This is a genomic window from Janthinobacterium sp. EB271-G4-3-2, from assembly GCF_020858035.1.
Classification (GTDB): Bacteria; Pseudomonadota; Gammaproteobacteria; order Burkholderiales; family Burkholderiaceae_D; genus Janthinobacterium; species Janthinobacterium aestuarii.
Window position 1 is genome coordinate 148,609 of sequence record NZ_JACYMG010000010.1, and the last position, 22,958, is coordinate 171,566.

At 55.7% G+C, this 22,958-nt stretch carries 23 protein-coding genes and 1 tRNA gene; 8 read left to right on the forward strand and 16 right to left on the reverse strand.

The features are described from left to right. Nucleotides 1-13 precede the first annotated feature (13 nt). The 13 genes from IGS55_RS20470 to IGS55_RS20530 all read right to left on the reverse strand — a co-directional run bounded on the left by IGS55_RS20470 (nt 14) and on the right by IGS55_RS20530 (nt 15,295). The gene (locus IGS55_RS20470) at nt 14-562 is read right to left on the reverse strand and encodes a D-glycero-alpha-D-manno-heptose-1,7-bisphosphate 7-phosphatase (protein ID WP_268991999.1); all 549 of its coding nucleotides are present in this window, start codon (nt 560-562) and stop codon (nt 14-16) included. Beyond that, nucleotides 562-1,248 carry a nucleotidyltransferase family protein gene (locus IGS55_RS20475; RefSeq protein ID WP_230518465.1) on the reverse strand — a complete coding sequence of 229 codons (687 nt, stop codon included), beginning with the start codon at nt 1,246-1,248 and terminating at the stop codon, nt 562-564. Before IGS55_RS20475 ends, IGS55_RS20470 begins: the two co-directional genes overlap by 1 nt. Next, on the reverse strand, nt 1,248-1,844 hold the full coding sequence (locus IGS55_RS20480; RefSeq protein ID WP_230518464.1) for a D-sedoheptulose 7-phosphate isomerase: 597 nt from the start codon (nt 1,842-1,844) through the stop codon (nt 1,248-1,250). Before IGS55_RS20480 ends, IGS55_RS20475 begins: the two co-directional genes overlap by 1 nt. After that, on the reverse strand, nt 1,832-2,857 hold the full coding sequence (locus IGS55_RS20485; protein ID WP_230518463.1) for a GHMP family kinase ATP-binding protein: 1,026 nt from the start codon (nt 2,855-2,857) through the stop codon (nt 1,832-1,834). Before IGS55_RS20485 ends, IGS55_RS20480 begins: the two co-directional genes overlap by 13 nt. A gap of 191 nt (nt 2,858-3,048) precedes the next feature. Next, nucleotides 3,049-6,696, reverse strand: a complete 3,648-nt coding sequence (locus IGS55_RS20490) for a glycosyltransferase (RefSeq protein ID WP_230518462.1) — start codon at nt 6,694-6,696, stop codon at nt 3,049-3,051. Between the two features lies 1 nt (nt 6,697). Then, on the reverse strand, nt 6,698-8,065 hold the full coding sequence (locus tag IGS55_RS20495; RefSeq protein WP_230518461.1) for an ABC transporter ATP-binding protein: 1,368 nt from the start codon (nt 8,063-8,065) through the stop codon (nt 6,698-6,700). Beyond that, a complete protein-coding gene (locus IGS55_RS20500; protein ID WP_230518460.1) occupies nt 8,055-8,909 on the reverse strand; it encodes an ABC transporter permease in 855 nt (284 codons plus the stop codon). The genes IGS55_RS20495 and IGS55_RS20500 overlap by 11 nt, the downstream gene beginning before the upstream one ends. Continuing rightward, entirely contained in the window at nt 8,906-9,451 is a 546-nt protein-coding gene (gene rfbC, locus IGS55_RS20505; protein WP_230518459.1) for a dTDP-4-dehydrorhamnose 3,5-epimerase, read from the reverse strand. The genes IGS55_RS20500 and rfbC overlap by 4 nt, the downstream gene beginning before the upstream one ends. Continuing rightward, on the reverse strand, nt 9,448-10,338 hold the full coding sequence (rfbA, locus tag IGS55_RS20510; protein WP_230518458.1) for a glucose-1-phosphate thymidylyltransferase RfbA: 891 nt from the start codon (nt 10,336-10,338) through the stop codon (nt 9,448-9,450). The genes rfbC and rfbA overlap by 4 nt, the downstream gene beginning before the upstream one ends. Before the next feature lie 2 nt (nt 10,339-10,340). Continuing rightward, complete coding sequence (gene rfbD, locus IGS55_RS20515; RefSeq protein ID WP_230518457.1) at nt 10,341-11,237, reverse strand: dTDP-4-dehydrorhamnose reductase; 897 nt, start codon at nt 11,235-11,237, stop codon at nt 10,341-10,343. Beyond that, nucleotides 11,234-12,304, reverse strand: a complete 1,071-nt coding sequence (gene rfbB / locus IGS55_RS20520; protein WP_230518456.1) for a dTDP-glucose 4,6-dehydratase — start codon at nt 12,302-12,304, stop codon at nt 11,234-11,236. Before rfbB ends, rfbD begins: the two co-directional genes overlap by 4 nt. A 3-nt stretch (nt 12,305-12,307) precedes the next feature. Then, nucleotides 12,308-13,348, reverse strand: a complete 1,041-nt coding sequence (locus IGS55_RS20525; RefSeq protein ID WP_230518455.1) for a glycosyltransferase family 2 protein — start codon at nt 13,346-13,348, stop codon at nt 12,308-12,310. A gap of 393 nt (nt 13,349-13,741) precedes the next feature. Then, entirely contained in the window at nt 13,742-15,295 is a 1,554-nt protein-coding gene (locus IGS55_RS20530; protein WP_230518454.1) for a DEAD/DEAH box helicase, read from the reverse strand. A gap of 387 nt (nt 15,296-15,682) precedes the next feature. Here IGS55_RS20530 and IGS55_RS20535 point away from each other — a divergent pair, with 387 nt between their 5' ends. After that, a complete protein-coding gene (locus IGS55_RS20535) occupies nt 15,683-15,901 on the forward strand; it encodes an oxidoreductase-like domain-containing protein (RefSeq protein WP_230518453.1) in 219 nt (72 codons plus the stop codon). An 11-nt stretch (nt 15,902-15,912) separates the two neighbouring features. On the opposite strand, the gene IGS55_RS20540 is transcribed toward IGS55_RS20535, so the two are convergent. Next, on the reverse strand, nt 15,913-17,598 hold the full coding sequence (locus tag IGS55_RS20540; protein ID WP_230518452.1) for a methyl-accepting chemotaxis protein: 1,686 nt from the start codon (nt 17,596-17,598) through the stop codon (nt 15,913-15,915). A gap of 480 nt (nt 17,599-18,078) precedes the next feature. Here IGS55_RS20540 and IGS55_RS20545 point away from each other — a divergent pair, with 480 nt between their 5' ends. The 7 genes from IGS55_RS20545 (at nt 18,079) to IGS55_RS20575 (ending at nt 22,426) form a co-directional block, all read left to right on the forward strand. Next, nucleotides 18,079-18,798 carry a Crp/Fnr family transcriptional regulator gene (locus tag IGS55_RS20545; RefSeq protein WP_034747863.1) on the forward strand — a complete coding sequence of 240 codons (720 nt, stop codon included), beginning with the start codon at nt 18,079-18,081 and terminating at the stop codon, nt 18,796-18,798. Nucleotides 18,799-18,869: 71 nt separating this feature from the next. Further along, nucleotides 18,870-19,475, forward strand: coding sequence for a glutathione S-transferase (locus tag IGS55_RS20550; protein ID WP_230518451.1), 606 nt, complete (start codon nt 18,870-18,872; stop codon nt 19,473-19,475). 120 nt (nt 19,476-19,595) lie between these two features. Then, nucleotides 19,596-20,087, forward strand: coding sequence for a DUF4265 domain-containing protein (locus tag IGS55_RS20555; protein WP_230518450.1), 492 nt, complete (start codon nt 19,596-19,598; stop codon nt 20,085-20,087). A gap of 37 nt (nt 20,088-20,124) precedes the next feature. Next, on the forward strand, nt 20,125-20,580 hold the full coding sequence (locus tag IGS55_RS20560; RefSeq protein ID WP_230518449.1) for a BPSL0067 family protein: 456 nt from the start codon (nt 20,125-20,127) through the stop codon (nt 20,578-20,580). Then, entirely contained in the window at nt 20,577-20,969 is a 393-nt protein-coding gene (locus IGS55_RS20565) for an STY0301 family protein (RefSeq protein WP_230518448.1), read from the forward strand. The genes IGS55_RS20560 and IGS55_RS20565 overlap by 4 nt, the downstream gene beginning before the upstream one ends. Nucleotides 20,970-21,126: 157 nt before the next feature. Next, complete coding sequence (locus IGS55_RS20570; RefSeq protein ID WP_230518447.1) at nt 21,127-21,840, forward strand: YjjG family noncanonical pyrimidine nucleotidase; 714 nt, start codon at nt 21,127-21,129, stop codon at nt 21,838-21,840. Nucleotides 21,841-21,937: 97 nt separating this feature from the next. Continuing rightward, nucleotides 21,938-22,426: a DUF2726 domain-containing protein gene (locus IGS55_RS20575; protein ID WP_230518446.1), complete on the forward strand. Its 489-nt coding sequence runs from the start codon at nt 21,938-21,940 to the stop codon at nt 22,424-22,426. 15 nt (nt 22,427-22,441) lie between these two features. On the opposite strand, the gene IGS55_RS20580 is transcribed toward IGS55_RS20575, so the two are convergent. Continuing rightward, the gene (locus tag IGS55_RS20580) at nt 22,442-22,777 is read right to left on the reverse strand and encodes an FKBP-type peptidyl-prolyl cis-trans isomerase (RefSeq protein WP_230518445.1); all 336 of its coding nucleotides are present in this window, start codon (nt 22,775-22,777) and stop codon (nt 22,442-22,444) included. 101 nt (nt 22,778-22,878) lie between these two features. Further along, nucleotides 22,879-22,957: transfer RNA gene (locus IGS55_RS20585), tRNA-Ile, on the reverse strand. Nucleotide 22,958: the final 1 nt, after the last annotated feature.

Consider the following 22,958-nt stretch of genomic DNA (forward strand, 5'->3'; position numbering starts at 1 on the left):
TAATATAAGACAACTAAAACCCGGCAACGGCTTTTGTAAAATCGTCGATTAATAGTGTCGCCGTGCAACTGGTCGAAAAATTTGGCGAGGAATGATCTATCAAGAGATAGCGCTTTTTCACTCCCGCACTCAGTGCAGCTTGCATGTCGGTCTCACTGTCACCGATCATAATCGAAGACTCAACATCCAAACCATGGCTCACGGCTGCCGTCAGTATCATTCCGGGTTGCGGTTTCCGGTTGAAACTATCCCTTTTATATTCCCCTACGCCATGCTCCGGATGAGACGGGCAATACAGCACATCCGTAATGGTGACGCCCTCTTCGGCAAACCGGCCAACCATCCACGTGGTCAGCACCTGGAAGTCCTCTTCCGTATAGTAGCCGCGGCCGATTCCCGCCTGGTTCGTAACGACGATGATCAGATAGCCGGCCTGCTGGGCTGCACGGCACAAGTCAAAGATACCATCGATAAAATGAAAATCCTCGATACGATGGGTATAGCCCGAGTCGTGATTGATCACGCCATCGCGATCAAGGAATAAAGCGCGCCGCTTTTCCATCAAATCTCCGCCAGCATGCTTTGCGCCAGGTCGTAATCCTCGGGCACTCCGATATCAATGAACAGCCCCTGCGTGACGAAGCCACCGACTGGTGTCGTCCGCACGGCAGGGATGAGAAACTCCGTTTCAAGTGAGAATGGCTGGCCCAGCGCAAAGGCGTCGAGCGCGGCGGCAGGAAGCACGTAGCAGCCAGCATTGATCAGGCCAGGCCCCGCTGCGCCTTTTTCGCGAAAGGCGACGATATGGCCGTGCGACAGGTCCACGCGGCCGAAGCGTGCCGTGTCTTCCACTGCGCGCACGACGATCTGCATTTCTTTGGTCGCTTGCCATTGACGTTCCAGCTCAGCAACCTCAAGGTCCAGATAGGTATCGCCATTGAATACATAGACATGATCGCTACGGCAATGGCCGATGGCGGCACGCACGGCGCCGCCAGTGTTGAGCGGCGTCGTTTCGATCTCGTACACCAGTTCCATGCTACGGAACTCACGGCCAAAATGGCTGACAACCTTATCCGCCATGAAGCCCAGTGACAGGATGACCCTGGTAAAGCCTTTGGCCGCCAGGGTCGTCAGCAAAATCTCAAGGAAAGGACGCCCTGCAACGGGCGCCATCGGCTTGGGCAGATCCGGTACGACGGCGCGCAGCCGGGTACCGAAACCACCCGCGAGAACGATCGCTTCCATCAATTTGGCGCAGTGAAGATCGCGCTCTCGACCAGACCGCAAATGGTATGTCCCAGTACCAGATGGCCTTCCTGGACTTTCGGGGTATCCGGCGATGGCACTTCCAGCAAATGGTCGCACAGCTCGCGCATTGGACCACCGCGGTTACCCGTCAGGCCAATGCAGATCAGACCGCGCGCGCGCGCTTCTTGGAAGGCCAACAGGATGTTCGGCGACTTGCCCGACGTCGAGTAACCAATGAACACGTCGCCCTTGTTGCCGTGGGCTTGCACCTGGCGCGCGAACAACTTTTCATAGCCATAATCATTGCCAATGGCAGTCAGGATGGAGGTATCGGTCGTCAGCGCGATCGCCGGCAAGCCTGGACGATCAAACATGAAGCGGCTGACAAACTCGCCCGCGATATGCTGCGCATCGGCGGCACTGCCACCATTGCCGGCCAACAAGATACGTCCGCCGTTTTGCAGCGACGTAATACATGCTTGCGCCGCTGCCAAGGTGGCTTCCTGCAATGGCTGATCAGCCAGCATGGCTGTCATCACGCGTTGAGATTCTTCAATCTGCTTCTGAATATACTGTTTCATTAAATTCTCCATGCCTGTGTACCGTTTTTGGTGAAATGACAATTGCTGACTTGTCCATCGAAATTGCTCAATGTTCGCACCACGTCCATGCGCTTGTCAGGCGGTACGAAGAACATCATGAAGCCACCGCCACCGGCACCCGACACTTTGCCAGCCAGCGCCCCTGCGGCGATGGCGGCGTTATAAATTTCTTCGATATGTGGAGTTGAGACCGTCTTGGCTGAGCGTTTCTTGCTTTCCCAACCTTGCCGCATCGAATCGACAATCCCATCGAAATCACCACGAAGCAAACACTCCTTCATGACCAATGCCTCGCGCTTAATACCGTGCATGGCATCTTTTGCCTCGACAGAACCGGAGAGCACGTTCGCACTTTGATCCGCGATAATCTTAGCAGACTCACGCGATACCCCTGTATAAAACAGCAGCAGCGAAGCCTCCAGCTCACAGATAATCCAATTCTTGATACGTAGAGGATTAACTACGGCACGCTCATCGGCGTAGAACTCCATGAAATTGAAGCCGCCAAACGTCGCGGAATACTGGTCTTGCCGGCCACCCTGCAAGCCACAGTCAACGCGCTCAATGCGAAACGCCAGATGTGCGATCGCGTAATCATCCAGCGGCAAATTAAGCAATTCGGCAAAGGCCCGGATCATCACGACAACCAACGTCGACGAGGAACCAAGGCCAGACCCTGCCGGCGCATCGCAGAATGTGCTTAGCTCAATTGCCAGCGGCACGCCAGCGTTGTAATGCCGGATCATGTGCTTGTACACCGCCATATGCAGACGCAGCTCGCCATCGACAGGTAATGCCTCGCCGATCGCAAAAGACACTTTTTCTTGCTGATCCGTGGCGACAAAGCGAACCTTAGGTTCATCTAGAGTCTTGATCACAGCATACGCATAGCGGTCAATGGTTGCGTTCAGTACATAGCCTCCATGTAGATCGCAGAAAGGGGAAACGTCGCTGCCGCCGCCTGCAAGGCCAAGACGCAAAGGTGCCCGGGCACGAATAATCATAACGATCCCTTCATATGCATAGGCAAAATAGGAGTTGCAGTGCGCGCATCATTTGTTGCCGCACTGTCTAAATAAAATAATGTCGTCATTGAGATACAGATAGATAAATTTAATCGTGTGCAATTCTAAATAGCTCAGCAGCCTTGGGTTCGTCAGCAACAAGGAGCCGGTGGGCAGCTGCGCGACACATATCACTGTGGCGCAACTACCAGGCGCGGCAAATCAATATCATCAAGGATACGTTCCAGGTTCGCCTCGCCTGCAGCCATTCCCCAGGCCTGTTCAGAAAAAATGATTCCCGATTTCGAAACATGATTCCACAAGGATTCATCTTTATAGAGCCGGGCAATAACCTCCGCATATAACTGAGGATCGTCGGCAACAAAAATATTCTCGCCATCCGTCAATCCCATACCCTCTGCCCCAAGTTCAGTGGCGACCGTGGGCAAACCTGCAGCCATCGCTGTACCGATCTTCCCTTTTACACCGGCACCGTAACGCAATGGCGCAACGGCAACACGCATGCGGTTCAGATAACTAGTCAAATCCGGGATAAAGCCGGAAATTATAACATCATCACTTTCCAGGGCATGGATCTCTGCTGTCGGTTTGCTGCCAACAACAAAGAACCGTATTCCTGGTAATAATGGACGCAAGCGCGGCATGACTTCCGCGACAAAATATTGAACAGCATCAATATTCGGTGGATGCTGGAAGCCACCGACAAAGACAATATCGTTACGTTGTGAAAATGGAACTTCAGTTCCAGGAATATCCAGAATCAGCGGCAATACATGCAATTTCTGATCAGGCAAGTCTGTACGCAGCACTTCCATCTCTGCTGGACTGACCAGTATGGATGCGTCTACCGCACGCATCGCTGCCAGCTCGATTTGTTTCATCTCAAATGCCGCAGTTTTCTTGTCCGAATTATTTTGTAACGCGGCTTCACGCAACATGCGCAGATAATGCAAATCATGCGTGTAAAACAATACTTTCGCCTGAGGTGCATACTTCCGTACAGCCTGCAGATGTTTTTGCACTACAGCAGGGCGGAACAGGAACGCCAGATCATAGCGGCTGCCATATTCAATTAAATGTTGTTCGACTGAATTTTGATATGGATAATATAAGACCTCAATACCGACGCGCTGCAACAAGGTAGTGTAGTCGGACATATACAAGAAATTATCTTCAGGAATAAATGTGACCTGATAGCCCATATTGCGCAACAAGAGCAAAATATTGAACACACTCACCGAACCAGCATCCTGATCTGGGGTTGGCGTGCAATGCTCCAGCACCAGCACGCGACGCTGCGCCATTCTGTCTTTGGCATCATCTACATCAATACCATTTTTCTGGTGATGTGCCAGGCGGTGCTTCCAGCGCTGAAACAGCTTCTTACTATTTTCAATCTGATAAGCCTTGGCGCCCTGACCACCGGTATCCGTTCCTGATGTAATGCCTTCATAATGAATCACGACCGACAGTGGTTGATACAGAACGCTATAGCCGGCATCGCGAATTTTCAATGCGAGATCGGAATCCTCGCAATAAGCAGGCAAATAATGCTCATCAAATCCGCCCAGTTTTTCAAACAGGGGCTGCGGTACCATAATGGACGCACCCGAGCAGTAATCAACCTCGCGGGCATAGTTATACACCGGTAAAGATGCATTTTGATTGCGACCGAAGTTCCAGGCACTGCCATCTTTCCAGATAATGCCGCCAGCCTCTTGCAGGCTACCATCCGGGTAGATCAGTTTGGAGCCGACAAAACCCACGTTGGCGAACAGGTGGAAGGTATTGAGCAACTCATCTAACCAACCTTGAATCACTTCCGTATCATTATTAAGGAAATACAAATACTTCCCGGTAGCGGCTTTCGCACCGATGTTGCACGAACGAATGAAACCTTGATTTTCCTCATTGAGCAGCAGGCGAACTCCACGAACCTGCCGCAGGACTTCCGCGGAGCTATCGGGGGAACAATCATCCACCACAATGACTTCAAATGAAGCCTGCGGCAGCTGTGCCGCAACCGACATCAGGCAACGCAAAGTGTAGTCGCACTTCCCATAAATCGGGATGATCACCGACACCAGCGGTGCATCAAAGACTGGCAACTGGATACTACGCGCGATTGTATCGAAATCATGTGCTTCGATGGTTGCGGCAGTGGACACATGCTCTACGGAAACACCGATGGTTTGATCTGCAGCCATACGGAATAACCGTGGTAAATGTTTTTGCAGCAAAAATCTGTGCTGTATGCGGGTGCTGACACTAATAGGCAAACGTGTATAACCACGCTTGGCAAGCTGAACAGCGCCTTTAATATAGCGTTTACCCTGCATTACAGGCGCACTCACCCAGCGCCGCGCCTCGCGCAATGGCCTCGTCAAGCGCCAGGAATTGGTGTTGACGATGTACTTCAAGGCATCGCGCGCCTCTTTAATCTCGGCGTCAAGCCGTAGGCCCCACTCTCCGCGACGCACGGTTTCGTCTATCAACGAAGATATATGCTGATGACAGTTTTCGAGCTCATGCCTCAAATCCAGAATAGCCTGATCGCGACTTTGCGAAAGGGCGGCATCACTGGAACGCTGTCCCTCGAGTATGCGAGCGTTGTGCGTTGCCGTAAAGGCTTGAGCTTCTACAAAAATCTTATCGTGCAAGCCCCGCATCAGGGCCAAGCCTTCGTCGCGCTCGGCAAGGCGTTCACGCAACTCGAGCAAAAGGTTATCCCGATCGGCAAGCAGCTGACGCAACGCATCTAAACCGCTATCCCGATCGGTGAGCAGTTGACGCAGCGAATCCATGCCGCTGTCACGGTCAGCAAGCATCTGGCGCAGTGCGTCCAGGCTGGCTTCGCGCTCCACGACAATTTGTCGCAGCGATTGCATGTCGCTGTTCAGGTCGGCAGCAGTACTAACGTGGCCCTGCAATTGCTGTTCGCATTCAGCCTGACTCGCCTGCAGTTTCTTGATGAAGTCGAGATGCTCTTCAGCATCGTGCTGCATGCGGCGAATATGTCCATCGCGTTCTGCCACTGCCTCATCCTGCGCCTTGGCCCACTTCGCGAAACCAACATATTGCTTGATCAGATCCAGTTTCCCTGGATGAACAAACGACGTCATGCCGATGCTGGTTTCCGGCAGAAGGTTTTCCGACGCACCGCAGATGGCCAGGAAGTACACGGGATCCTGCATCAGGCCGCTGCCATCCTGGATATTTCCCGCATCCATGTGCCAGGCACGGAATGCATCGAGTCCGCTGCTCAGTGGTTGAATCACCGAGCCCATCAGCATGCGCTGTCCAAGATAGCGCACAGCCGGGAACTGGACTTTCAGCAAAGCGTCAAATTCCGTAAAGTCCAGCTCCTTGACATGAAACTCGTTATGCTCGCCGCTCTCCTCCGAATACACAGGGCGATTTGGCGAAGAAATGATCAGGATGCCTTCAGGGCGCAACACGCGGCGCAACTCCGACACCATTTCAGTCTGTCCGGCCAAATGTTCAATTGTCTCGAATGACACTACCACATCAAAAGAAGCGTCGGCAAAGGACAAGGCGGTTGCGCTGCCCTCCAGGTAGGTCAAATTCGATTTGACGTAGGTTGCCGCAGCATGCTGCACGGCTTCGCTGGAGATATCCACACCGGTGACGGCAAGTGCAACCTCTGCCAGCATTGAAGAGCCATATCCCTCGCCACAAGCGACATCAAGCACGCGTTTGTCGGCGACCATATCCCGCACCACCGCATAGCGATGATAGTGTTCAAGCTGAATTTTTCCTTCTTCAGTGGGAATAAACCGCTCACCTGTAAACTGCATCTTATTCAATCTCCAAACTAATTCTTGTCATTGGCAAGCCAATCAAACCAAAGCACGCCGAGCTGGCATGCACGCGCACCATCAGTGCATCGTGCAACCAGTGATGCTGGACATGATCGTCCTGCGTACCGTCGGCGATCGCAGGCGAAATACTGTAATCCCCCGACGGCAGTACGGGAAGACGGAACTCGAACCGTGCGGTCAGTTCCGTACCCACAGCCGCAGCAACCGGACTATTCTTATAAACGAGGAATGTGTTATCGGCGAAGATTACCTGTCCCAAACGATCCTTGAATTGAAAACCGATGATGGGGCGCAGAATATCGCTTTGGGCAAGACATCGAATTTCCAATACCACTTCCTCACCACCAACTATCCACGACAACGGCGCACCACTCGGTTCGAGCAAACGCACTGAGAAGATTTTTGCCTCGCCTGTGCCAAAGCCAGCCTGATCTGGATCAAACTGAAACACCTCGATATCATTACGCAAGGTCGAGCCATTGAACAACGATGCCCGCATGTCAACGTGGGGCAGTTCCATTGCCTTGGCCCGCGTTGCCGCCACGATGTCGCGCCCGGTCTTGGCTTGCGCCGCTTCGGTCGTCGACTCATACAGGGTCGCCAAATAATGCTCGATGACTTCCTTGGGCGTACCTTCTTCCTTGAACTCACCACGTTCCAGCAATACCGCCTTGTTACACAAATTCACGACGGCGCCCGTGTCGTGACTAACGAAGAGGACAGTGCCATTCTTCATGAAATTACGCATAAAGCGCATGCACTTCTGCGTAAAAAAGGCATCACCCACGGCAAGCGCCTCATCAACGATGAGGATATCTGCATCCACATGGGCAATGACGGCAAATGCCAGCCTTACCATCATGCCGCTGGAATAGGTCTTGACTGGCTGTTCAATAAAGCTGCCGATATCGGCAAAACTCACGATATCATCGAAGCGCGCATCAATTTCATCGTTGTTGAGGCCCAATACAGAAGCATTCATATAGACGTTTTCACGCCCAGTAAACTCTGGATTGAAGCCGGAGCCAAGCTCTAGCAATGCGGCAATGCGGCCATTCGTCTGCACAGAGCCACTCGTGGGACTCAAGGTTCCGCAAATCATCTGCAGCAACGTGGACTTGCCACTGCCATTGCGTCCGATAATTGCGAAAGTTTCACCTTTTTTTACTTCGAATGACACATTCTTGAGCGCCCAGAATTCGCGGAAATACTGTTTTTTCTTCAGGCCGGCCCCGCTTCGTAGACGCGGCAGCACAAATTGCTTCAGACGATCACGGGGGTTGTCATAAATTTCATAGCATTTACTGAGATTCTCAACCCGAATAGCAATTTCTTCAGAGGACATCCGCAAAACCCTTTCTGGTCTTTTGAAACCAGACAAAACCAATCAAGGCAATCAATATGGCAACTGCGGTATACACAATCAAGCCAGCCCAATCAGGCATATGCCCCCACACAAGTACATCCCGTGCTTGTTCAATAATGAACGTCATGGGATTGGCCATGATAAACGGCTTGAGCGACGCAGGGACCGCACTGATAGGATAGAACACTGGTGCTAGAAACATTAGCACAGTGGTAATAACACCAATAAACTGACCGACATCGCGCAAAAATACACCCAGTGACGCCAGAATCCAGACGATACCAAGCGTTAATATGACCAATGGCAGCAAAACCAGCGGGATGAAGATCGCGGTCCACTGAAGATAACCATTAAAAATGCCAAATGCCATCAATAGAACGACGATGCTCACCAAGCTGTGAAATAGTGCGGCACCCATATTCACCACAGGTAATATTTCAATAGGAAATACTACTTTCTTGACATAATTGGCATTGCCGAGAATTAAGGTCGGCGCCCGGTTCAGCATTTCAGAAAACAAACCCTGCACGATCATTCCAACGAACAGCACGATGGCAAACTGGGTTTTGGTACCGTCACCGCCCAGTCCATTCCAACGCGACTTGAAAATCTCGGAAAATACATAGGTGTAGACCAACAGCATAAAAACAGGATTAAAAAACGACCATGCCAGGCCCATCGCCGAGCCTTTGTAGCGGCCGACCACTTCACGCTTAGTCATTTGCATGGCCAGTTGCCGATTTCGCCACAGGCTTTTTGCCAAGGCGACAGGTGATGTGGGATGAGCCGCATGCGGATTGACACTCACAGCATGCTGACTCATGCAAAACACTCTGCGGTATCGAAACTTTTCCCAGCCTGATCTTTTGCAGACAACTGCGGCATGCCGTCCAACGGCCACTCAATTGCCAAGGCAGGATCATTCCACAACAGGGAACGCTCGAACTCCGGCGCCCAGTAATCCGTTGTTTTATATAGAAATTCCGCGCTCTCTGAAAGCACCACGAAGCCGTGCGCAAAACCTGGAGGGATCCAGAACATGCGCTTGTTTTCCGCAGACAGTTCAAGACAGACGTGCTGGCCGAACGTAGGCGAGCTCCGCCGCAAATCAACTGCAACGTCAAATACTTTGCCCTGTACGACACGCACCAATTTTCCCTGTGGCTGCTGGATTTGATAGTGTAGTCCGCGCAAAACATTTCTTGCCGAGCGGCTATGGTTGTCCTGAACGAAATCGACATCCAGTCCGGTCAACTGTTTAAACTGACGTTGATTGAAACTCTCGAAAAAAAACCCACGCTCATCGCCAAAAACTTTCGGCTCCAGAATCAAAAGGTCAGGAATCTGTGTGCTGATTAATTTCAACGCGGCACTCCCTCTTTCAGCAAACGCAACAGATATTGTCCATAGCCATTTTTCGCCAACGGCTCCGCCAGCTTGGCGACTTGTGCCGCGTCAATAAAGCCCTTGCGGTAAGCAATTTCTTCGGGGCATGCCACTTTCAGTCCTTGCCGATGCTCGATGGTGGCAATGAAATTGCTCGCTTCGATCAAGCTCTCGTGCGTGCCCGTATCCAGCCAGGCATAACCACGTCCCATGATCTCGACGTTCAACTGTTTGCGCTGGAGATAGATTCGATTGACATCGGTGATCTCAAGTTCCCCGCGTGCAGACGGCTTCAAACTGGCCGCAATATCGAGGACTTGGTTATCATAAAAATACAGGCCGGTCACAGCATAATTACTCTTCGGTGCCACTGGTTTCTCTTCCAGACTGGTCGCCTGGCCATCCTCGTCAAAGTCAACCACGCCATAGCGCTCAGGATCCTGGACATGATAGGCAAAGACCGTGGCTCCCGCAGCCTGCGAGGCGGCACGTTCCAGTTGGCCCTGCAGGTCATGACCATAAAAAATATTGTCGCCCAACACCAGCGCGCAAGAATCCTCGCCGACAAAATCCTTTCCGATAATAAATGCCTGCGCGAGACCCTCTGGCTCCGGCTGCACGGCATACTGCAGATTGATGCCCCATGCGTGCCCATCCCCCAGTAATTGCTCGAAGCGCGGCGTATCTTGCGGTGTGGAAATAATTAATATGTCGCGTATACCGGCGAGCATTAAGGTGCTCAGCGGATAATAAATCATCGGTTTGTCGTACACCGGCAACAGTTGCTTCGACACGGCTTGGGTCACCGGATACAGACGCGTCCCAGAACCACCAGCGAGAATAATACCTTTGCGTTGTTTATTCATGACTATCTCTCAATAATTTCAGTAAGCATGCGCTCCACCCCCGGCTGCCATCGCGGCATCAACAAGGAGAAAGCCGTTTGCAATTTATGCGTATCAAGACGGGAGTTTTTCGGCCTCGGCGCGGGGGCAGGAAAAGCCGTGCTATCGACCGCAGTAATAGCGTCCGCATGAATTCTCAAGGCGACTCCCTTCTTACGTGCAACTTCCAGCACAAAGCATGCATAACCATACCAAGAGGTATCGCCGCTGGCGGCAAGATGATAAACACCCACCAGTTGCGGGTCCTGCCGTGCCGCAATGATTGCATGCGCAGTGACATCGGCGATGAGATCAGCACCGGTAGGAGCGCCAACCTGGTCATTGACGACGGACAACTGTTCGCGTTCGCTGGCCAAGCGCAACATCGTCTTGGCGAAGTTGCCGCCGCGCGCTGCATAGACCCAGCTCGTGCGGAAGATCAAGTAGTGGCAGCCAGAGGTCTGGATCAGTTGCTCGCCTTGCAGCTTTGTGGCGCCATAAACGCTCAGCGGACCGGCATCATTATCTTCTTGCCAAGGCTCGGTGCCACTGCCATCAAACACATAATCGGTGGAATAGTGCACAAGCAGCGCACCGCACCGCTTGGCCTCCGCAGCAAGTACACCAGGCGCCGCTGCATTGATCTGCCGGCAGCTATCGGCGTCGCTCTCCGCCTTGTCGACTGCCGTGTAGGCGGCCGCATTGACAATCACATCAGGCGCGATGGCACGGACGGTGGCCGCGATGCCATCGAGGTCGCGGAAATCACCACACAATGGCTGGCTATCCGTGCCAACCATGGTCACGCTACCCAAGGCGGCCAAGCTACGCTGCAGCTCCCAGCCTACCTGCCCACCTTTACCAAAGAGCAAAATCTTCATGCCTGGCGCTCGGCATAATTTGCCGTGACCCAGTCACGATAGCTACCGGACTGCACGTTGGCGACCCAGGATGCGTTGGCTAGATACCATTCGACCGTCTTGCGGATGCCAGTGGCAAAGGTCTCTGCAGGTTTCCAGTTCAATTCGCGCTCAATCTTGCTCGCGTCGATGGCATAGCGGCGGTCATGGCCTGGGCGATCGGTCACATACGTGATCTGCTCGCCATAGCTCAGTCCATCCGCGCGCGGACGCAACTCGTCCAGCAAGGCGCACACGGTATGCACGATTTCCAGGTTCGGCTTTTCGTTCCATCCGCCCACGTTGTACACCTCGCCCAAGGTACCGGCTTCCAGCACGCGCCGGATGGCGCTGCAATGATCCTTCACGTACAGCCAGTCGCGTACCTGCTGCCCATCGCCATAGATAGGCAGAGGCCTGCCGGCCAGGGCGTTGACGATCATCAACGGGATCAATTTCTCCGGGAAATGATATGGACCATAATTATTCGAACAATTGGTGGTTAAGACAGGCAAGCCATACGTGTGATGGTAGGCCCGCACAAGATGGTCGCTTGCCGCCTTGCTGGCGGAATACGGACTATTCGGCTCGTATTGATGCGTCTCCGTGAAAGCAGGCGCATCCGGAGCCAGCGAACCATACACTTCATCGGTAGAAACATGGAGAAAGCGGAATTCTGCCTTCTGCGCACCCGGTAACGCGCCCCAATAGGAGCGCACAGCCTCAAGCAAATTAAATGTACCGACGATGTTGGTCTGAACAAACTCGCCAGGGCCCAGAATGGAACGATCAACATGACTCTCTGCCGCAAAATTCAGTACGGCACGGGGCTGATACTGAGCCAACAACGCAACAAGCAGATCGGTATCCGCAATATCGCCCTTTACAAACTGATGAGACGAGTTACCTTGCAAACTAATCAAGTTTTCCAGATTGCCAGCATAGCTCAGCTTATCAAGATTAATCACCGTTTCAGCGGATTGAGCAAGCCAATCCAGAACAAAATTACTACCGATAAATCCCGCGCCACCCGTTACGATTATGCTCATTTTTTATATCTTTTTAAATATTGCTGCCACAATTAAACCCAAATTGCCGAATACTGTCTGACGATAAATTCCGGCTTTCCACAATCCCCACATGCGAGGCAACAGCCAGCGATTCCGCGAAGTTGCCCAAATATCCAACAGTTGACGGTTCTCGGGCGTTAACCTGTCGCGCATTAGTTGCAAGGAGGCAATATGCTCATCATTCCATTGCCTGAAGCGTCCCTGAAACAGCATTTTGATACGCGCCAGGCGCGCCATCCAGCTGGAATTCATCCCTACCACATTATCGCTGTGCTGACGGTAACGTAGCGAAGGATAAGCATCATAAAAGACTTTGCCGCCACAGCCGCTGATTACCAGATAATTCCACCAGTCATGCGTAAGCACAGATAAGCCATCACACACATCACGCAGCAACTTGCTCGCCGCAACATTGAATACCATGGTATTGCCACCACCGATACTTTGCACCAGTGCATTTGCAAAATCAGGTTTCTTTGGAAAAAGGGGAGATAGGCCGATCTCGCAATCATCTCCATCCACCAAGCGGGTGCGCGAACAATACAAAGCGGGCACACCTTCTGGTACAGTACTCAGCCAATCCAAAGCACGCTGCAGCTTATCGGCCTCCCATATGTCATCCTGATCGGAATAGGCGAAGTAGTCAGCAGCTATATCTGCCTTGCAAGTCAGTGAGAGAAAATTGGCTGCGAAGCCTCCAGCGGGACCAAAATGTATGGAAAGGCGCTCGCTACCCCACTTCTCTCTGTACCCCTCCAGAATATCATGCGTGGCATCTTTCGAGCCATCGTCGGACGCCCACACTTCCCAGTTGGCATGGGTTTGCGCCTCAAACGAATCAAGCTGCTCGGCCAAATAGCGCTGCCCATGGTAGGTGCACAGCAAGATCGCCACCTTGGCGGCAGCAGTCTTATCACCACAAGAATTTGTTACCATTCTAGTACCATTATGCTCTTTTTTATTAGCAGTTGCAAAACGCTCGGCAGACCCATGGATCTTGCAAAGAGTATCACCTGAAAGCATCTCACTCACCTGACTCACCAACTTGCCTCCACGTTTGACATTCCAATAGGCCGCTCTGAGCACGCTCAGCACGCCTAGTAGACGAAGTATCGCAGACGCAGCAACTATTTAACAAGCTTGTAACACAAGGTAACAATGAAATTCCATTGCCAATTTAAACTAAGGTAAATAAATTGCCTCAAGATAATTGCTATAATTATAACTTATTGAGCATTGAATTACCATAGAAAGTTTCCTAGATATCTAAAAAAAATTACAAGCAAAACAGTTTCCGAAAATAAAGAATGCGGATAAATAAATATTGTTTCTGCGTGAAGAATATACAGAAATGCGCCATTTGATGGCGCATAAGAGGAAAATGCCTACAGGAAAGTAGGCGAAATGCCGACAGACCTAGCGCTTCATTAACCCACCGAGCAATGCGGCAACTTTTTGCTTGGGCTTCGCGGGTGGGACGTTGGCGGCAACGACGGGCGCGGCCACTTTCGCAGGCTCATACGGTTTGAGGAACCACGGATCGGTCTTGTCGCGACGCGGCCCTGCGGAGAAGGGACGGCTGGCGCGGTCGGCCGGACGGCTCGCCAGACGCGTCTCGGCATCGCCCGCGTAGCGGCTGTCGGGCGCGCGCGCGGGACGCGCCTCGCCACCTTCGGTGCGGCGCGGCGGACGGCGCTCGCTGTCGCCGCTGCGGGCGGGAGCCGGGTTGAAGCCCGTCAATTCGCCGCGCTTGATGCTTTGCTTGATGAGTTTCTCGATATCGGCCAGCAAGCGCTCGTCTTTATCCGAGTAGATCGAGATGGCGTCACCCGAGGCGCCGGCGCGGCCCGTGCGGCCGATGCGGTGCACATAATCTTCCGCGTTGTACGGCAAGTCGAAGTTGATGACGCAAGGCAGGTCGGAAATATCCAGGCCGCGCGCCGCCACATCGGTGGCCACCAGCACGTCGATCTCGCCCTTCTTGAACGCTTCCAGCGCCGCCATGCGCTCCTGCTGGCTCTTGTCGCCGTGAATCGCCGTGGCGCTCATGCCTTCCTGTTCCAGCACGCGGGCCAGGCGCGAAGCGCCGATCTTGGTGTTCGAAAATACGATGACCTGCTTCAGGTCGCGTTGGCGCAACAGATGGGCTACCAGGGCATGCTTCTGGTCTTCCGTCACCTTGTAGACCACTTGCGTGACCTTGTCGGCCGTCTGGTTGCTGCGCGCCACTTCGATCGTCAGCGGATCGTTGAGGAAGGTGGCGGCCAGTTTCTTGATTTCTGGCGAGAAGGTGGCCGAGAACATCAGGTTCTGACGTTGCTTCGGCAGCAAGTTGATGATGCGTTGCAAGTCCGGCAGGAAGCCCATGTCCAGCATGCGGTCCGCTTCATCCATGACCAGCATCTGCACCTGGCTCAGGCTGATGTTCTTTTGCTCGATATGGTCGAGCAAGCGGCCCGGCGTGGCGATGACGATTTCCACGCCGCCGCGCAGGATGACGGTTTGCGGTTTCATGTCCATGCCGCCGAAGACGACAGTCGAGCGCAGCGGCGTGTGCTTGGCGTAAGCCTTGACGTTTTCGGCCACTTGCACCGCCAGTTCACGCGTCGGCGTGAGGATCAGCGCGCGCACCGGGTGGCGCGCCGGCGACATGCTGCTGCTGGCATGCGCCATCAGCAACTGGATGATCGGCAAGGAAAAACCGGCCGTCTTGCCGGTGCCCGTTTGCGCGGCACCCATCACATCGCGGCCTTGCAGCACTACGGGGATCGCTTGTTCCTGGATCGGTGTCGGATGGGTGTAGCCTTGGTCGGTCAGTGCGCGCTGGATTTCAGGCGCGAGGCCGAAGTCGGCAAAAGTCAGGCTGGGAGCAGCGGATGCGGCAGGTGCTGGTGCAGGCGCAGCGGCGGCGGGCGCCGCTTCAGGGGCAATCGCCGGGCTGGGCGTAGGAGTCGATTCGGTTTCAGACATAAATTTTCTGGTGTGCCTCCGCACTGCGGAAGCCATGCTTTCTCAATAAACAACATTTCGGGGCACAGGCAGCTCCGTCTTGCAAGCCATGGATCATTGTTCTTGCGGCACCTCCGGGCTCCGGGACATGCTGGAAGGCGTATGCGGGAGCGTCGAAGAGATGTGCTGCGATGGCGGCGGAGATCGCGCCGGCGGAACATCGCGCGCAGAAGATACAATATCAGTGCTGTAAACGATACCCTAATTCACCGCAACTGTACACGGAAACCGTGATTTTTGAGCAAAAAGCGTTCCAGCAACGGCACGCCGGGATGCCGTATCATGCCAGTTCCTATGCCAGATCCTATGCCAGCTGCTATGCCTGCTGCTCCACTCCCTGCCCTCGCCATGCCCACCGCGCCTTTACCCCACGATCCGCAACCGCAAGCGCCCAGCAAACCGGGCAATGACGAATGCTGCCATAGCGGTTGCACCTTTTGCGTGCTGGAAATGTACCAGGAAGACTTGGCCGCCTACGAAGAAGCCCTGAAGGCCTGGCAACAGCGCCAGCAAGCTGCTGCCGCGCCCGCTGCCCAGGGCATCAAAAAGCCGCGCAAGCGCGCTTGACTTAATTTACATTAAAAGCTTTCCCACTCATCCACCGGCGCCGCGCGACGCGCCGTGCTGACCAGTTGACGCGACGCCATTGCTGGCGCTACGGCTGCCGGCGCCTTGACGGTGGCGGACGCGCGCGGCTGGCTCCCGGCGGCGCTGACCGCGTCGAGCTTGAAGACGCTGACGACGGCGCTCAGGCTGGCGGCCTGCTCCTGCATCGACTCAGCCGCAGCGGCCGCCTCTTCCACCAGGGCCGCATTTTGCTGCGTCACCTGGTCCATCTGGGCAATGGCTTGGTTAACCTGTTCGATACCGGCGCTCTGCTCGCTGCTGGCGGCCGTGATCTCGCTCATGATATCCGTCACGCGGGTGATGCTGGCAACGATGTCATCCATCGTGCGGCCCGCCTGGTCGACCAGTTTCGATCCCGCCTCGACTTTCTCGACCGAATCGCCGATCAGGACCTTGATATCTTTGGCCGCCGCGGCCGAGCGTTGCGCCAGGTTGCGCACTTCCGTGGCCACGACGGCAAAGCCGCGCCCCTGTTCGCCTGCGCGCGCCGCCTCGACGGCGGCATTCAAGGCCAGGATATTGGTCTGAAAAGCAATGCCGTCGATGACGGCGATGATGTCGACGATCTTGCGCGACGATTCGTTGATCGATGCCATCGTACCCACCACTTCGCCGACGACCTTGCCACCTTCGATGGCGATGCTCGACGAGGTCAGCGCCATGGTGTTGGCCTGGCGCGCATTGTCCGCATTCTGCTTCACGGTCGAGGTCAACTCTTCCATCGACGAGGCTGTTTCTTCCAGCGAACTGGCCTGCTCTTCCGTGCGCGACGACAAATCCTGGTTGCCGGCGGCAATCTGGCTCGACGCCGTGGCGATGGTCTCGGTGCCGCTGCGTACCTGGCCCACCAGCTTTTGCAGGCTGGCATTCATGTCTTTCAGGGCCTGCATCAACTGCCCCGTTTCGTCTTGCGATTGCACAACGATCTGTGCCGTCAGATCGCCAGCGGCCACCTGGCGCGCCACGCCGACGGCCTCGATCAGCGGACGCGCCACGCTGCGCGCCACCCACAATGCCAGCAGCATGCCGATGACGACGGTGCCCACGACCAAGCCGATCAGGCTGGCACGCGAGGCCGCATAGGTTGCATCGGCGCTGGCGCTCGAGCGCACGCCGCCGTCCGTATTAATCGACACCAGTTTATCGAGGGCCGCCATCATGTCCAGCATGACCTGGGCCGACGGCCCCACGGCCAGCGCGCGCGCCTCTTCCTTTTTCATCTCGCGCGACAGGCTCAGCATGGTTGCATGCAGGCGCATGAATTCTTCGTTGAGCGCCAGGAAGCGCTCGAACACTTCCTTCTCGCCCGCTGCGGAAATCAGGCCGCGGTACTTGTCGGCATCGGCCTTCAGCTTGGCCTGGGTTTCCGTCATGCGCGTTTCGTTCTGCGCCATGTCGGCATCCTGCGCGGCCAGCATGTGCGCCAGCTCCCAGCGGCGGAAATCGCTGACATCGCTGCGCATATTCATGGCCGTCAGCACGCTGGGCATCCAGTTGTCGGACAGGTCGGTCGATGCGGCATTGATGCGCGCCATGGACAAGATCGCCGACACGCCCAAGGCCGCCGTCAATAACAGCACGGCGCCAAACGACAAGATCAGCTTGGTGGCAATTTTCAAATCAAAAAACCATTTCATGCGTTGCTTTCCTTCATTAAACAAACGGGACAAAAGTGAGCAGTGATGGAGAGCAAGCTCATACCGGCACACATATCAAATTTCCGTATTGCAACATTTTATCACCGTCGTACTGCAGCGCAGAGTGGTTTGATCGCGGCGTGCGGCCAAAGTTCACGCATAGCGGGAAGGTGGCGTTTTTTACCCAAGCACGTTTGTTTCCACAGGGAAAAATCCAGCAGCAGGCGTAGGAGTCGGATGACACGGGGCAATGTTCCCAGCCTACATAAGCACGTCGGCTCATCCGATGCCCGCCAGCACCCTCTGGTCCTATAGTGGATACAAGATTCAGCACAACGCTAGCAAGCCATAAAAGCAGCGCCATCCAACAAAATCAGAAGACGAGGCCCTACCATGTACAAAGCTTATAGCAACCTGACACCAGCAACGAATGCCCACGCAGCCGCCCAGCACAACTGGCAAGCCGCTCCCGCCACGCCCATGATCAGCATCACGGGCGCGCAACAGAACGAATTGCTGCGCGCCTTGTCGCGCGCCGATCTGGAGCGCCTGTTTTGCCAACTGGAATTGGTCGCTTTGCCTGCCGGCAAGCACCTGTTCGATTGCGGCGGCAAGATTGAATACACGTACTTCCCCACCAACGCCATCGTTTCCCTGCTGTATGTGATGGAAGACGGCGCCACCACCGAGATCGCCGTCGTCGGCCGCGAAGGCGTGGCCGGCGTGGTGCTGTACGAAGCGGAGCGCGCCACCTGCACCGCCATCGTGCAAACGGCCGGCTACGGCTACCGCCTGAAAACGGCCTTCCTGCGCGAAGTGTTCAATGAAGGCGGCGCCCTGGCGCAATTGCTGATGCGCTACACCAGCGCCATGTTTGCGCAAATGGCGCAGAACGTGGTGGGGGGCCGCCATTGCAGCATCGAACAAAAACTGTGCCGCTGGCTGCTGGACCGCCTCGACCGTTCGCTGTCGAACGAGCTGAAGGTGACGCAAGACACCATGGCCAACATGCTGGGCGTGCGCCGCGAAAGCATCACCGTCACGGCCCGCAAGCTGCAGGACGAAGGCTTGATCCAGTACCGCCGCGGCACGGTCGAAGTACTCGACCGCGAAGGCCTGGAAGCGGCCGCCGGCAATTGCTACAAGGCCGCCCGCGCCGGTTTCGAACAATTCCGCAGCGGCATCAGCGCACACAATTAAGCACCATGCTGGCAAACGGGCAGGCAAGCGGGTATCGTAGGCATTCCCGCTGACTTCCCCGGAGACTGGCCATGAAACTGATCGGCATGCTCGACTCGCCCTATGTGCGCAGGGTCGCCATCTGTTTGCAACTGCAGGGCATTAACTATGAGCACTTGCCGCTGTCCGTGTTCCGCAACATGGATGCCGTGCGCGAAATCAATCCCGTCATCAAGGTGCCGACCCTGGTCCTGGACGACGGGCAAGTGCTGATGGATTCCACCTTGATCCTGCAATATCTGTCGCTGCTGCGCCCCGCCACCTCCATCCCTGACCTCGCCAACAGCGTGCGCGCACTGCGCCTGACAGGCTTGGCGCTGGCCGCCTATGAAAAGGCCGTGCAAATCGTCTACGAACGCAAGTTGCGCCCGCTCGACAAGCAGCACGCGCCATGGCTGGAACGGGTCAGCATGCAATTGCACGCCGCGTGGAGCCTGCTGGAACAGGAATGCGCGCGCCTGCCTCTGCCTGGCGAGACGGGCACCATCGACCAGACGGGCGTGACCATTGCCGTCGGCTGGAGCTTCGCCCAGCTGGAAACGCCCGATATCGTCAAACCGGCTGACTACCCGGCCATCCACGCCTATACGCGCTCGGCGGAAACCCTGCCCGCCTTCCTGGCCGCGCCGCCAGTCTGAACCACCGAGGGAACTGCCTGCGGCAGGTGCGGCCCCAGCAGGCACGCACCCGTTACAATATTGGTATTCCCCTATCTGGCGCGCCCAACAGCGCGGCGCGCCGGCACCATGAAAGAATGAATGGAAGACATCAATTGCGAAGGCTTGCCACACATCCGCGTACTGGCAGGCGAAAACTCCAGCGGCCCCGTGTATGAAACCTTGCCCGCGCGCCAGATCGACGAGCACGTCTACGAACTGCTGGCCTCACCCGGCCTGACCCTGAACCTGGCGCGCGGCGACATCGTCAGCATCGCCGACCCGCTCGCCCCCGCCGAAGTATTAAAACGCGGCGGCAACTTCTGCATCCAGATCTATGCCGACGACGTGTCGCAAGAGGCAGTGGACCAGCTCGAACGCGACGTACAAAGCCAGCTCGGCGGCACCATGGACGGCCAGTACAAGGGTAACCTCACCTTCAGCGTGCCGGGGCATCACGGCATCTACAACGTCAACGGTCCCTTCGACGCCTTCCGCGAAGCGACGGGCGTGGAATGGTACTTCGCCAACATCTACGTCAACCTCGATGACGACGATGATGAAACCTTGCTCAACTGGTGGGCGGATATGTAGGGTGCCCGTGCGCCAGGCGGGGTCATGACACGCGTCAATGCGTCGTATTGCCCTGGCGCACATCAAGATACCTGCCCGCATCTTGCGTACGCTCTCTCTACCGTCATCCAGAGAGAGAAACGCTATGCCCTACATTGCGCGTGCCGACTATGCAAAGCAAAAAGAGATCGTAGGAAATGGCGAGTGCGTCACCCTGGCCAGGCACCTCACTGGCGCCCGTGCCTCGTCGCTTTGGAGCGAAGGCGACAAAGTGCCGGACCTGCTGGAAAAAGGTGGCATCGCGAAAGGCACGCTGATTGCCACCTTCGTCAATGGCCGCTATCAGAATTTGCGGCAGAGCAACCATGCAGCGCTCTTCATTCGCCAGGTGCCTGGCGGCATTGAAATTTTCGACCAGTGGCGCAACCACAAACCGAGCGCCCGCGTGATCCACTTTGGCCGTTCGGCGGCAGGCGCATCGAATCGCCCTGAGCTCTATTCGGTGGTCGAATGAAGCCGCTCGCACTGCTGGCATTGGCTATCGCGGCCACAACGATGCAGCCAACTGCAGCAGCCCCTCTTTCTTGCCCGCAAGCAGCTCCATTGACCTGGAACCTGCCAGCCGCCAGGCTCGACAGCGTGCGCGTGCTGTCCTATCCGGCGAATCAGCCGCCGGTGGATGGCGGAGCCTTGCCTATTCTGGCCCCGATCAGGGAGTGGACACGTGTCGGCACCTTGTATCAGCGCTGGAATATCAATTTCGATGCCCCCCACTATCTGTTTCAAGTGGACTGCCTGTATGCCGGTACCGAACGCTACCTGCGCTTGGATTTGCCGGAAGTCAAACAGTGCACCGCAGCCATCCAACAGCGAACGAAGAAAATAAGTTTTCAGTGCAAATAGTGCTTGGACCGAATTTCTCATGCATGCTCATGGGAAAAAACGGAGTGCGTGTGACAAGTCTGGCAGCGGTTGTGGTGGATCGCCCGCGCGGGGCACGGCCAACCGAACTCATCGCTACGTGCTACGATGCAAGCCAAGTTCCTTTCAATGACACGCCATGAAATACAAGCTATTCCTGTTTGACCTCGACGATACCTTGCTCGACTTCCGGGCATCCGAAAAACGCTCGTTCCTGCACACCATGCACGAACTGGGCTTGCGCGACAACATCGACGCGCTGTTTTCCCAGTACCAGGCGATCAACGTCGACCTGTGGAGACGTTTCGAAACGGGTGATGTGAGCAAGGACTTCCTGAAGGTGGAACGCTTCCGCAAGACGTTTGCGCTGAACGGCATCGCCATCGATCCGGAACTGGCCAGCCGTCTGTATCTGGACTCGCTGCCGGACACGGTCGTGCTCATCGATGGCGCCAAAGAAGTGTGCGAAACGCTGTCGCGCATCGGCGAAGTGGGCATCATCACCAATGGCGTCGAGTCCATCCAGAACCGCCGCATCGCCGCATCCGGCCTGAGCGACTACATTTCCTTCGTCGCCACCTCCGAAGCGTGCGGCCACGCCAAGCCGGACGTGCGCTTCTTTGAATATGCCGCCAACATGGCGCGCGCATTCAGCAAGGATACGACCATCATCATCGGCGACCGCCTGGACGCCGACATCCTCGGCGCCAACCGCTACGGCATAGCCAGCTGCTGGTTCAATCCGGACAGCATGGCCAACACCTCGGCCGCCATCCCCACCTATGAAGTGGCCAGCCTGCATGACATCGTGCCGGTGCTGGGTATGATGCCGGTCAACTTGAAACAGGCTTGATCGCCAACAAGCGCACCACCGGAAATACGCTGGCAGCGGCACGAAAACACGCCGCTGTTCGCGTACCATCAGAGCTCGTCCATTCTGGTGCCAGCCCATGCCTTCCTACACCGTCCTGATCGCCATCGCGGCAGTGATCCTGTTCCTTGCCATGCTGGCCACGCGCCAGGCTGCCAAGTCGCGCAGGCCGCTGCGCCTGCAAAGAAAACCCGTCATGACGGCGCGCGAACAGCAGATGTACCACCTGCTGCAGAAGGCCTTGCCGGAATGTACGGTGCTGGCGCAAGTGGCGTTTTCCGCGCTGGTGACGGTGCAGGGATGGGCAAACAGAAACCGTTTCGACCGCAAGGTGGCCGATTTTGTGCTGTGCAGCCAGCAACTGCACGTCATCGCCGTGATCGAACTCGACGACCGCAGCCACGCCGGCCGCGAACGCCAGGACAAGGAACGCGACGCCATGCTCAGGCTGGCAGGCTACGTGACCTTGCGTTATGCCAACTTCCCCACCCAGCAAGCGCTGCGCGCCGACATCGAGCAACTGCTCACGCAAAAAGCCGGAGTGAAGGCAAGTACCCTGCCCGCCTGATTGCGTGTCAAGCGATCAATCGCGCGTCAGCGCTTCCAGCAATTCGATCTCGAAGATCAAATTGGAGTTCGGCGGTATCAAGCCCACCTGCCGCTCGCCATACGCCAGCTCCGCCGGCACCCACAGCTTGCGCTTGCCGCCCACCTGCATGCCATGCAAACCCAAAATCCAGCCCTGGATGACCTTGTTATTGCTCAACACACAGCGAAAAGGCTCGCCCCGCTTGTGCGACGAGTCAAACTCCGTCCCATCTTCCAGCCAGCCCCGATAGTGAGCAGTCACCAGCGCGCCACGCGCCGCCGCCTTGCCGTCACCCACCACGATATCGTCAATCTTCACTTCAGCCGTCATCTCGTTCCATCCCTCATCAATCGCTATGCCGCGATTGTACGACAGCACGAAAAAAGCCCCGGCAGTCACCTGTCGGGGCTCGTTCTATTCTTGCTAAATTCTGGTGGGCCTCCCGTGAGTCGAACACGGCACCAACGGATTATGAGTCCGCTGCTCTAACCAAGCATGAGCTAGAGGCCCG

Bases quoted from the DNA above. Each gene is read 5' to 3' on its own strand.
- IGS55_RS20555 (WP_230518450.1), top strand. From the start codon at position 19,596: ATGGAAGACATCAATTGCGAAGGCTTGCCACACATCCGCGTACTGGCA.
- IGS55_RS20500 (WP_230518460.1), bottom strand. From the start codon at position 8,909: ATGAGTCAGCATGCTGTGAGTGTCAATCCGCATGCGGCTCATCCCACA.
- IGS55_RS20550 (WP_230518451.1), top strand. From the start codon at position 18,870: ATGAAACTGATCGGCATGCTCGACTCGCCCTATGTGCGCAGGGTCGCC.
- IGS55_RS20575 (WP_230518446.1), top strand. From the start codon at position 21,938: ATGCCTTCCTACACCGTCCTGATCGCCATCGCGGCAGTGATCCTGTTC.
- rfbB (WP_230518456.1), bottom strand. From the start codon at position 12,304: ATGAGCATAATCGTAACGGGTGGCGCGGGATTTATCGGTAGTAATTTT.
- IGS55_RS20495 (WP_230518461.1), bottom strand. From the start codon at position 8,065: ATGTCCTCTGAAGAAATTGCTATTCGGGTTGAGAATCTCAGTAAATGC.
- IGS55_RS20530 (WP_230518454.1), bottom strand. From the start codon at position 15,295: ATGTCTGAAACCGAATCGACTCCTACGCCCAGCCCGGCGATTGCCCCT.
- IGS55_RS20560 (WP_230518449.1), top strand. From the start codon at position 20,125: ATGCGTCGTATTGCCCTGGCGCACATCAAGATACCTGCCCGCATCTTG.
- IGS55_RS20535 (WP_230518453.1), top strand. From the start codon at position 15,683: ATGCCCACCGCGCCTTTACCCCACGATCCGCAACCGCAAGCGCCCAGC.
- IGS55_RS20545 (WP_034747863.1), top strand. From the start codon at position 18,079: ATGATCAGCATCACGGGCGCGCAACAGAACGAATTGCTGCGCGCCTTG.
- IGS55_RS20565 (WP_230518448.1), top strand. From the start codon at position 20,577: ATGAAGCCGCTCGCACTGCTGGCATTGGCTATCGCGGCCACAACGATG.
- IGS55_RS20490 (WP_230518462.1), bottom strand. From the start codon at position 6,696: ATGCAGTTTACAGGTGAGCGGTTTATTCCCACTGAAGAAGGAAAAATT.
- IGS55_RS20580 (WP_230518445.1), bottom strand. From the start codon at position 22,777: ATGACGGCTGAAGTGAAGATTGACGATATCGTGGTGGGTGACGGCAAG.
- IGS55_RS20475 (WP_230518465.1), bottom strand. From the start codon at position 1,248: ATGGAAGCGATCGTTCTCGCGGGTGGTTTCGGTACCCGGCTGCGCGCC.
- rfbD (WP_230518457.1), bottom strand. From the start codon at position 11,237: ATGAAGATTTTGCTCTTTGGTAAAGGTGGGCAGGTAGGCTGGGAGCTG.
- IGS55_RS20480 (WP_230518464.1), bottom strand. From the start codon at position 1,844: ATGGAGAATTTAATGAAACAGTATATTCAGAAGCAGATTGAAGAATCT.
- IGS55_RS20470 (WP_268991999.1), bottom strand. From the start codon at position 562: ATGGAAAAGCGGCGCGCTTTATTCCTTGATCGCGATGGCGTGATCAAT.
- IGS55_RS20485 (WP_230518463.1), bottom strand. From the start codon at position 2,857: ATGATTATTCGTGCCCGGGCACCTTTGCGTCTTGGCCTTGCAGGCGGC.
- IGS55_RS20570 (WP_230518447.1), top strand. From the start codon at position 21,127: ATGAAATACAAGCTATTCCTGTTTGACCTCGACGATACCTTGCTCGAC.
- rfbA (WP_230518458.1), bottom strand. From the start codon at position 10,338: ATGAATAAACAACGCAAAGGTATTATTCTCGCTGGTGGTTCTGGGACG.
- IGS55_RS20525 (WP_230518455.1), bottom strand. From the start codon at position 13,348: ATGCTTTCAGGTGATACTCTTTGCAAGATCCATGGGTCTGCCGAGCGT.
- IGS55_RS20540 (WP_230518452.1), bottom strand. From the start codon at position 17,598: ATGAAATGGTTTTTTGATTTGAAAATTGCCACCAAGCTGATCTTGTCG.